Below are 9,686 nucleotides of genomic sequence, written 5' to 3'. Positions count from 1 at the left end.
GGGGCCCCCCCCCCCCCCCCCCGGGACGGGAATGGGTAGGGGCGGCGGGGGCGAAACCCCCAAGCCTCACCCCCGCACCGCCCTCCCCACCTCCGCCCGCAACGCCACGAACTCCGGCAACCCCCGCGTCCCGATCTGATCCCGCTTACCCGGCAGGGCAACGGGCAGATCGAGCACCACCCGCGCCCCGGGCCCGGCCGAGAGAACGACCACCCGGTCCCCCACGTAAACGCTTTCGTCGATGTCGTGGGTGACGAACACGATCGTCGTCCCCTCCGCCCGGTGCACGTCGAGGAGGAGATCCTCGAGGTCCTCCCGGGTCTGCGCGTCGAGGGAGCCGAACGGCTCGTCCATGAGGAGGAGGGAGGGCCGGCACACCAGAGCGCGGGCGATGGCGACACGTTGCTGCATGCCACCGGAGAGTTGCCAGGGATGCCGGCGCCCCGCGCCGTGAAGGCCCACCTGTTCCAGCATGCGTTCGGCTTCGGAGCGCCGCTCGGCCCGCCCGAGGCCCCGTCGCCGCAGGGGAAGGGCGACGTTCTCCCGGACGGACAGCCAGGGGAAGAGAGACCGTCCGTAGTCCTGGAAGACCACGGCGAGCCGGTCCGGCACGCCGGTGACGGGCTCCCCGTCGATGCTGACGGCCCCCTCGCGCGTGGGCAGCAGCCCCGCGATCGTCCGCAACAGCGTCGACTTCCCGCACCCGGACGGCCCGACGACGCACAGGAGTTGACCGTCGGGCACGGTGAGGGTGATGTCGCGCAGGACGGGATGGTCGCCGTACCGCTGGCCGAGCGAGTCGAGACGGAGCATGCGAGGCGGTCACCTGTCCCCGGAGTCGGGCGGGCGTGCGGCGTCACCGTCGGCGACACGGACGTGGAGCAGGAAGGGGCCGTCGCGGTCGCCGTGCCCGGCGAGGGCATGGTCGAGGGCGGCGGGAAGTCCGGCGGGCCGCTCCACGTACGCCGACGGGCAGCCGAAACCCGCCGCCACCCCGGCGAAGTCGATGTCGCCGATGTCCGTGCCGGGTACGGGCGCGATGTCGATGCGGCGGCCGAGGGCGCGTACGGCGGCGTATCCGCCGTTGTCGAGGACGACGTACGTGACGGGCGCCCGGTGTCGCGCGGCGCTCCACAGGGCCTGCACGGAGTACAGCGCCGAGCCGTCGCCGACCACGCACACCACCCGCCGCCGGTCGGCCAGCGCGCGTCCGACGGCCAGCGGCAGCCCCCAGCCGAGCGCCCCGCTGCCGGTGGTGAGGAACCCGCCCGCCGATTCGATCCGCACGCGCGCGTGCAGCGCGTCGCGATGGCTGGGCGCCTCCTCGACGAGGACGCGTTCCCGGGGCAGCCGTTCCTGGAGCAGGTCGAGCACCAGCTCCGGCGTGATCGTGCCGTCGTCGGGAGCGCGCGGGGGGATGGGAGCGGGGCGCGCGGACGGCGGTTTGCGGTCCGACTCCCCCACCAGTGCGGCGAGTTGACCGACCGCCGGCTTCAGGGTCGTGACGATGCTCGTGCCCGTGGGCAGCCAAGCCGCCTGGCCCGGATCGCAGTCGAGGTGGAAGAGCTCGGTGCGGGCGGGCAGCGGCGGGCTCTCCGTGTGGAAGTGGTACGTGAACAAGGGCGCCCCCAGGGCGACCACCACGTCGTACGCCTCCAGGCAGGCCACCAGCCGGTCGGCCGCCGGCGGCAGGAAGCCCTGGAAGAGCGGATGCGACTCGGGGAAGCCGGAGCGCCCGGACATCGGGCTGATCCAGACGGCGGCGCGGGTGCGTTCGGCGAGGGCGCGGACCTCGGCCGACGCGCACTCGTCGTCGACTCCGGGGCCGACCACCAGCGCGGGCCGCTCGCAGCCGTCGAGGCGTGCCGCGAGGGCGGACAGGGCGCCCGCGTCCGCGGTGAACGAGCTGTGCACCGCGCGCGGCTCGACCGGCGCGGCCGGCCGGTCCCAGTCGTCCTCGGGCACGGAGACGAAGACGGGGCCACGGGGAGGGGCCATGGCAAGGCGGTGGGCTTCGGCGAGCACGGCGGGTACGTCGGCGGCGCGGTCCGGCTGGCGGCTCGACTTCACGTACGGGCGCGGGAACTGGACCGGGTCGTCGGCTCCGAGGAACGGCCTCAGCTGGGTCAGGGAGCGCGACTGCTGGCCGGCCAGGACGACGAGGGGTACGCGGTCGCGGTACGCGTTGAAGACGGCGCCCAGGGCGTGGCCTACGCCGCCCGCCGAGTGGAGGCTGACGAGGGCCGCGCGGCCGGTGCCCAATGCGTGTCCTGCGGCCATGCCGACGGCTACGGATTCCTGTAGTCCCAACACATAGGTGAAGTCGTCGGGCCAGTCGCGGAACATCCGTAACTCCGTGGAGCCCGGGTTGCCGAAGACGGTGGTCATGCCGGTGTCGCGGCACAGCCGGATGACGGCTTCCAGGACCGTTTCCGTCATGTGGGCCTCCCTCGGCCGAGCAGTCGCTTCTCGACCGCCAGCAGGCCGGTGTTGAGTACGTATCCGAGTGCGCCGAGCAGCACCAGCACGGCCCATACCGTGAGCAGGTCGGAGCGCGACTGGGCGTCGGTGAGTGTGAAGCCGATGCCGTTGGCCGTGCCGGGCAGCAGCTCCGAGAAGACCATGAGGATGAGCGAGAGCGAAAGGCTCAGGCGCAGGCCCGCGAAGATGCGCGGCAGGGCGGAGGGCAGGAGCAGGAGCCAGAGTCGTTCGGTCGTGGTCAGACGAAGTACGGCGGCGACTTCGAGGCGTAGGGGGTCGATGTTGCGGGCGCCTTCCGCCGTGTTGATCAGTACGGGCCAGATCGCGCTGAAGACGATCGACGCGAGTTGCATCTGGGTGCCGAAGTCGAAGATCACGACGAAGACCGGGACCAGGGCCGGGGGTGGGATGGCTCGGGCGAACTGCAGGACCGGGTTGCAGAGGGCGTAGGCGCGGCGGGAGCGGCCGAGGGCTGTGCCCAGCGCGATGCCAGTGGCCGCGGCCAGGGCGAAGCCGGTGGCCATGCGGGCGAGGCTGGGGAGGATGTTGTCAGTGGCTTCGGGGGTGAGGAAGGCGTGGGTGGCCGGTCCGGAGAACCACAAGTCGTGGGTGTGGCGGGCGATTTCGGCGGGTGGCGGGAAATAGACGCTGTCGTGGGTGCGGGTGGTGAGCTGCCAGGCGGCCACCGCTGCCGCGAGCACGGTCCAGCGGAGGAGTGCGCCGCGCGCCGGCGTCGCCCTGCGGGATTCGCCCCCGCCGCCCCTACCCGTCCCATCCTCGGGGGCTCCGCCCCCGAACCCCCGTATCGGCCTGAACGGCCTCGTCCTCAAACGCCGGACGGGCTTGAGGTCCCCCACCCACCTCATCGCCGCCCCCGATGTTCCGGCGTCCACGGGAACAACCGCCGCTCGCCCCACACCAGCACACTGTTGATGACCAGCCCCAGCAGGCCGGCCCACACCACCCCCGCCAGTACATCCCGCGTGCCGTCCGTCGCCAGGCCGGACTGGGCGATGAAGATGCCGAGGCCCTCGCCGAAACCGGCCAGGATCTCGGTGGCGACGGCGAGGATGAGGGCGATGGCGGCGGAGATGCGGAGGCCGGCGGCGATGAAGGGGGCGGTGGCGGGGAGTTCGACGCGGACGAGTACCGAGAGGCGGCCGAAGCCGAAGGCGCGCAGGGTGTCCTTGGCGAGTGGGTCGGTCTCGCCGAGGCCGTAGATGGTGTTGAAGAGGATCGGCCAGACGGACGCGTACGTGATCAGCGCGACCTTCGTCTCCGTCCCCGAACCCAGCAGCAGCGAGACCAGGGGGATCAGCGCCACGGACGGCAGGGGGCGGAGGAACTCGACGATCGCTCTCACGGCCTCGTCGACCAGCGGAACGCTGCCGAGCAGCAGACCCACGGGGACGGCGATCGCGCACGCGAGGCCGAGGCCGAGGGCCCACACGCGCACCGTGGCGCCGACACCCTCCAGGAAGACCGAGTCGCCCGCCAACTCCACCGCGCGCGCCAGGACTTCGGAGGCGGGCGGCAGATAGCTGCGACGCACCAGACCGGCCCGGCTGACCGCCTCGCACAGTCCGAAGGCGAGCAGCACTCCGAGCCCACCGAGCAGCAGCTCCTGCCGACGCCTCACAAGAGCCACCTCAACAGGAGCCACCTCGCACAAGCAACCTCACGCATGACACTTCTGACACTTCAGAAACGGCCGCCCCGCCGGGACTCCCTCACTTGACCAGCAACGTCGCCGGATCGATCGCCTTCTTCAACAGGCCCTGCTCCTTCATGAGTTCGGTGAGACGGCTCAGCTGGGACACGTCCGTGGTCGTCGGATAGGCCGGCAGCCGGATCGACTCGGCCTGGTCCGCGGTCACCTTCGTGTACTTGGGCAACTCCTCACGTACGGCGGTCTGGTCCTCCGTGGCGATCTTCGCGGCCGCGGCGATCGCCCGCTGGAAGGCCGCGGCCGTCTTCGGGTTCTCGGCGGCGAATCCGCGGGTGGTGACGTACCCGCTGATCGGTATGGACTGGACGGGTGAGGATCCGCCGTCGATGAGCACGCGCGCGTTCAGCTCGTTCTGTAGGGCGCTGTTGAAGGGCTCGGCCGCGTGCACGGCGTCGACCTGTCCCTTCTCCAGGGCGGGTCCCATCTGCGGGAAGGCGATCTGCCGGTACTCGGGCCGCCCGACATTCCGTTCGTCGAGGACCGCGTTGAGGGTCAGTGACTGGATGTTGTTGAGGATGTTGACGGCGACCTTCTTGCCCTCGAGGTCGGCGACGGTCTTGATGTCCGAGTCCTCGGGCACGAGTACGTCCATCATGTGCGGCGCGACGCGGGCCCCCTCGGCGAGGATGCGGAGGTCCAGGGTGCCCTTCTCGTGTGCCTGGAGGAAGGTGACGTAGTTCGCGCTCGCGATCACGTCGACCTGGCCCTTCGACAGGGCGGGCAGTGCCTGGATGCTCTGCTGGACGGGCTGGATGCGGACGTCCAGGCCCTCCTTCTCGAACAGGCCCCGGTCCTGCGCGATGTAGAGCGTCGCGTCGTCCGCCAGCGGGAGCGCGGCGACGGTGACGCTCGACCTCTCCGGTCCTTGGCCCCCGTCGTTGCCGGAACCGGAGTCGTCGGAGTCGTCGCCGCAGGCCGTCAAGGCCATCACCAGCGCCACCGCGATGGCGATCAACTGTCCCGTACGGAAACGGACTCGGCGCGTCAGCATGCGCGCATGATGGCCCTCACCTTGACGTGATCACTACACACTTATGCGCCGTTCCCGCGGCCGTTGGAAAAATGCGAAAGCACATTCGCGGCCACAGGACAGGCCACCGGACATCCCCCGGATGCCGCAGCTCTCCCCGCACGCCCTTGCCGCCCCGCCCCGGCAGGGCCACCTTGGTCGCATGACCTCCTTCGTGCTCCCCCATGAAGTGCACGGCGACGGCGCCCACCAGGTGTTCGCGGTGCACGGCTGGTTCGCCGACCGGTCCGCGTACGCGCCGGTGCTGCCCGATCTCGACCGCGAGACGTTCCGGTACGCCCTGGTGGATCTGCGCGGGTACGGGGAGGCCAAGGACGCCGTCGGCGCGTACACGACCTCCGAGGCGGCGGCCGATCTGGTCGAGCTGGCGGACCGGCTCGGCTGGGAGCGGTTCTCGCTGATCGGCCACTCCATGGGCGCCGGTGTGATTCAGCGGGTGCTGGCGCTCGTCCCGCACCGGGTGCGCAGGCTGGTCGGGATCTCGCCGGTGCCGGCCTCCGGGCTGCCGCTGCCCGCGGACCAGTGGGAGCTGTTCGCGGACGCGGCGCACAGGCCGGAGAACCGCCGCGCCATCATCGACTTCACCACCGGCGGCCTCCGCCCCGCGGCCTGGCTCGACCGGATGGTGTCCCGCTCCCTGGAGGTCAGCGACCCGAAGGCGTTCCGAGCCTGGCTCGACTCCTGGGCCGGCGAGGACTTCCACTCCGATGTCGAGGGGGCGACGGTGCCCGCGCTCGCCGTGACGGGCGGGCTCGATCCCGCCCTGTCGGCGGCCCTGATGGAGGAGACCTGGATGCGCTGGTACCCGCGCGGCGAACTCTCCGTGCTGCCCACGGCCGGGCACTACGCGATGGACGAGGCCCCGCTCGACCTGATCCGGATCGTGGAGCACTTCCTGCGCGAGGACAGGGCGACGACGGACGAGGGCGCGGCGGGGTGAGCCCACGAGCGACGCCACCGCCCGCCCCGGAACCCGTCCCTGAGTCCGTCCCGGAGCCCGTCCCCGACGTCTTCGACCCCCGCGAGTACGCCGTCGGAGTCCCCCACGCCTCGTATCGCGTCCTCCGCGACCACCACCCCGTGGCCTGGCAGCACGAACACGCGGTGCTCGGCTGGCCCGCGGGACCCGGCTTCTGGGCGGTCACCCGGCACGCCGACGTCGTCCGGGTCCTGAAGGACTCGGCGGCCTATTCCTCGTATCTCGGCGCGACCCAGATCAGGGATCCGGACCCCGACGACCTGCCGTTCATCCGTCGCATGATGCTCAATCAGGATCCGCCGGGACACGGCAGGCTGAGGCGGCTCGTCAGCCGCGCCTTCACCCCGCGACGCGTCGACCGCTTCGCTTCGACCGCCCGCGAACGGGCTCGCTCGCTCTTCGAGCAGGCGTTGGCAACTGCCCATAAGAACAACGGGACTTGTGACCTCGTCGCCGACGTGACCGACGACTACGCCCTGCTCAACCTCGCGGATCTGCTCGGCGTGCCGGAGGGCGACCGCGGGCTGCTGCTGCACTGGACCCAGCGCGTCATCGGCTACCAGGATCCGGACGAGGCGGGTCCGCCCGTGGTCGACGCCGCGGGCCGGCCGGTCAATCCGCGCTCACCGGCGGCGCTGCGGGACATGTTCGCTTACGCCCGCGAGCTGGCCGACCACAAGCGGCGGCAGCCCGGCGACGACGTCATGACCGCGCTCGCGGCCGACGGCGAACTCACCACCGCCGAACTGGAGATGTTCTTCTTCCTGCTCACGGTCGCGGGCAACGACACGGTACGCAGCGCGGCTCCCGGCGGACTGCTGGCACTGGCCGAGCATCCGAAGTCGTACGCCCAACTACGTGCAGGGGACGTCGGCTTGGACTCGGCGGTCGAGGAGCTCCTGCGGTGGCACCCGCCGGTGCTCACCTTCCGCCGTACGGCCGCGCGTGACACCGAGCTGGCCGGGGTGCCGATCCGCGCCGGGGACAAGGTGGTCGTCTTCCACGCCTCGGCCAACCACGACGAGCGGGTCTTCGCCGAGCCGCACCGGCTCGACCTGGCGCGTACGCCGAATCCGCACGTGGCCTTCGGGGACGGACCGCATGTCTGCCTGGGCGCGCACTTCGCCCGGTTGCAGCTGCGGATGCTGTACGAGGAGGCGCTGCGCGCGCTGCCCGCGCCGCCGTGTGTCGCGGAGCCTCCCCGGCGACTTGTCTCCAACTTCATCAATGGCTTGAAGTCGTTGCCCCTGCGGGTGGCCTGAGTCTCCCGGTTCTCCTGGGTCCGGCGGGGCACGGGTTGACGGCCCTTGAACAACAACTTAGGTTTGCCTTACCTAAGTAGTCTTCGCCTCCGAAAGGCCAACTACCCATGAGATCCGCCCTGTTCGGCCGCGTCACTCGCCGTGCCACCCGTATCGCCGCCGTCGGCGCCACCGCCGCCGCGCTGACGGTCGGGCTCGCCACCTCCGCCTCGGCCGCCACCGCCACGCGGTCCGTGACGGTGAGCGGGACGACGTACAACCTGTCGCTGATGGCCCCCGACAGCCTGTCGGCCGCCGGGCAGAACATCACCGTCTCCGGCAGCGGCTACAACACGGCGCAGGGCGTCTACGTCAGCCTGTGCGTGATCCCCGACGGCGTCGTGCCCGGGGACCCCTCGACGTACACCTCCCGGCCGACCCCCTGCCTGGGCGGCGCGGACCAGTCGGGCACGACGGGCGCCTCCCACTGGGTGTCGAACCTCGGCGGCGGCACGGTCGCGAACAGCTCCCCCTACGGCTCCGGCGGCTCCTTCGACGTCAGCATCCACGTGAACCCGAACATCGCCTCCGGCCAGGTCTGCGGCACGGACGTCGACTGCGCCATCGTGACGCGCGCCGACCACATGGCGAGCGGCAACCGCTCGTACGACGTCTACCTCCCGGTCACCTTCTCGTGACCGCGCCCTTCAGAACCCGGGGGCGGAGCGATGTGCTCCGCCCCCGGGCGGCGGTCGCCCTGGCCGGGATGACGGCGGTCGTCCTGACGGCCGTCGTCGTCAGCACGCCCGCCGCCGGCGCCGACGACCCGCCCGGGACGGACGCGTACGAGCAGACGGCCCGCCTCACGATCGTCGGCAAACCGCTCGATCTGCTGCTGCACCCCGAGTCGGGGAAGCTGTACGTCGGGTCCGACACCGTCGCCGGTACGACGGGCGGGAGTCTGGCCGGCGTCTACGTCGTCGACCCGGCGTCCGGAGGCGTACTGACCTGGGTGCGCAACTCGCCCGGCAGCACGGGGCAGTCCACCCAGCTCCCGGCCAAGCGCTTCGCCGGATCGCTGCCCGGCGACGGCGCGCACTATCTGGTCGGACTGCGCGGGATCGCCGGCGCGAAGGACGGGGATGCGGCGGGGCGCGGCGGCTGGCTCACCGGTACGTCGATCACGCAGGCCAAGTCCGGCGTGAAGGCCGGCACGGTCGTCGTCGTACGCGGGACGAAACTGGAGGAGGTCGCCGTCGGCGAGACGGCGGTGACCGTGGAGCGCTCCCTCACGCTGCCGGCCGCCGGCGGACCGCTCGCCGTGGACACGGCCGCCGGGCAGATCTGGGTCGCCGACAACGCCAACAGCCTGCTGCGCAGGGTCGATTCGGCCGGGTTCGCGCTGGACGGCAAGGAGATCCCGCTCGGCTCCGGCGCCGCGGTGTCCTTCCTGGAGTGGGACATCGAGCACGGGGTGCTGTGGGCGGGGCGCGGCAGCGTGCTGGAGGCGTACGACCTCGCTTCCGGCAAACTCGCCGCCACCTTCGAGGCGAAGCCAGGGGACTCCATCGCCGATGTCGCCTTCGACCCGCGGTCCGACCAGGCGTTCGCGGTGTGGCAGGACTTCGGCAATCCGCCGGAGGAGGGGGACGGGGTCGGGCAGCTCTCTGTGTACGACACGGCGACGCTCAAGGACTTGGACAAGGGTGCCGAACTGCCAGGCAACAACGGCCAGTTGGGCAACTCGTCGGTCGCGGTGACGCCGGGCGGCGGTTCGGTGTTCGTCGCGAGCCCGTCGGATGCCTCGCTCACCGTGTTCCGGGCTCCGGTACCGCCGTCGCCCTCCGCCTCGCCGTCGGCTTCGCCGTCCGAGTCGGCGTCACCGTCACCCTCGCTGTCGGCCTCGCCGACCCCTTCCGGGGGAACACCGGACCCGTCGCCCAGCGACACCGGTCCGGGTGGCGACCCGACCGACCCCGGCACGACGGTCCCCGTCGACGGCCCGACCGCCGACGGGGACGGCGCCGGCAGCACGGGCGGCGGCGCGCAGACCACGACCGGTGGCGGCTCGGTGACCACCACCGGCGACGGTTCGCTCGCCTCGACCGGCGCCGGCGTGCTCCTTCCCGCCGCGGCCGGCACCGCAGCGCTGCTCGCCTCCGGCACCGCCGCGGTGCTGTGGCGCCGCCGACGGGCGACGACGTAGGCGGAGCAGCGGACCACGAA

The 9,686-nt window shown here is 71.8% G+C and carries 9 protein-coding genes; 4 read left to right on the top strand and 5 right to left on the bottom strand.

The features are described from left to right. Positions 1-66: 66 nt before the first annotated feature. From GAS53_RS35105 to GAS53_RS35085, 5 genes are all read right to left on the bottom strand, one after another. The gene (locus tag GAS53_RS35105; RefSeq protein ID WP_151481809.1) at positions 67-813 is read right to left on the bottom strand and encodes an ABC transporter ATP-binding protein; all 747 of its coding nucleotides are present in this window, start codon (positions 811-813) and stop codon (positions 67-69) included. A 9-nt stretch (positions 814-822) separates the two neighbouring features. Continuing rightward, positions 823-2,439, bottom strand: a complete 1,617-nt coding sequence (mdlC, locus tag GAS53_RS35100; protein WP_151481808.1) for a benzoylformate decarboxylase — start codon at positions 2,437-2,439, stop codon at positions 823-825. Beyond that, positions 2,436-3,182, bottom strand: coding sequence for an ABC transporter permease (locus tag GAS53_RS35095; protein WP_225859276.1), 747 nt, complete (start codon positions 3,180-3,182; stop codon positions 2,436-2,438). The genes mdlC and GAS53_RS35095 overlap by 4 nt, the downstream gene beginning before the upstream one ends. Positions 3,183-3,343: 161 nt before the next feature. Continuing rightward, positions 3,344-4,120: an ABC transporter permease gene (locus tag GAS53_RS35090; RefSeq protein ID WP_151481806.1), complete on the bottom strand. Its 777-nt coding sequence runs from the start codon at positions 4,118-4,120 to the stop codon at positions 3,344-3,346. Between the two features lie 91 nt (positions 4,121-4,211). Then, positions 4,212-5,201: an ABC transporter substrate-binding protein gene (locus GAS53_RS35085; RefSeq protein ID WP_225859275.1), complete on the bottom strand. Its 990-nt coding sequence runs from the start codon at positions 5,199-5,201 to the stop codon at positions 4,212-4,214. A 181-nt stretch (positions 5,202-5,382) separates the two neighbouring features. Here GAS53_RS35085 and GAS53_RS35080 point away from each other — a divergent pair, with 181 nt between their 5' ends. The 4 genes from GAS53_RS35080 (at position 5,383) to GAS53_RS55465 (ending at position 9,666) form a co-directional block, all read left to right on the top strand. Continuing rightward, positions 5,383-6,180, top strand: a complete 798-nt coding sequence (locus GAS53_RS35080; RefSeq protein WP_151481805.1) for an alpha/beta fold hydrolase — start codon at positions 5,383-5,385, stop codon at positions 6,178-6,180. Then, positions 6,177-7,481, top strand: a complete 1,305-nt coding sequence (locus GAS53_RS35075; RefSeq protein ID WP_151481804.1) for a cytochrome P450 — start codon at positions 6,177-6,179, stop codon at positions 7,479-7,481. The genes GAS53_RS35080 and GAS53_RS35075 overlap by 4 nt, the downstream gene beginning before the upstream one ends. Before the next feature lie 107 nt (positions 7,482-7,588). Beyond that, positions 7,589-8,158 carry a hypothetical protein gene (locus GAS53_RS35070; RefSeq protein WP_192583415.1) on the top strand — a complete coding sequence of 190 codons (570 nt, stop codon included), beginning with the start codon at positions 7,589-7,591 and terminating at the stop codon, positions 8,156-8,158. A gap of 32 nt (positions 8,159-8,190) precedes the next feature. After that, positions 8,191-9,666 (top strand): YncE family protein, encoded by a 1,476-nt coding sequence (locus tag GAS53_RS55465; protein WP_192583414.1) that lies wholly within the window; start codon positions 8,191-8,193, stop codon positions 9,664-9,666. The last annotated feature ends 20 nt before the right edge of the window (positions 9,667-9,686 follow it).

Source organism: Streptomyces albicerus, from assembly GCF_008905045.1.
GTDB classification, from domain to species: domain Bacteria; phylum Actinomycetota; class Actinomycetes; order Streptomycetales; family Streptomycetaceae; genus Streptomyces; species Streptomyces albicerus.
Note: the sequence above shows the minus strand (reverse complement) of the source record. Positions and strands in the feature narration are given on the sequence as shown.

Excerpts from the sequence above, each read along its gene's own strand:
- GAS53_RS35105 (WP_151481809.1), bottom strand. The coding sequence starts at position 813 with ATGCTCCGTCTCGACTCGCTCGGCCAGCGGTACGGCGACCATCCCGTC.
- mdlC (WP_151481808.1), bottom strand. The coding sequence starts at position 2,439 with ATGACGGAAACGGTCCTGGAAGCCGTCATCCGGCTGTGCCGCGACACC.
- GAS53_RS35085 (WP_225859275.1), bottom strand. The coding sequence starts at position 5,201 with ATGCTGACGCGCCGAGTCCGTTTCCGTACGGGACAGTTGATCGCCATC.
- GAS53_RS35080 (WP_151481805.1), top strand. The coding sequence starts at position 5,383 with ATGACCTCCTTCGTGCTCCCCCATGAAGTGCACGGCGACGGCGCCCAC.
- GAS53_RS35070 (WP_192583415.1), top strand. The coding sequence starts at position 7,589 with ATGAGATCCGCCCTGTTCGGCCGCGTCACTCGCCGTGCCACCCGTATC.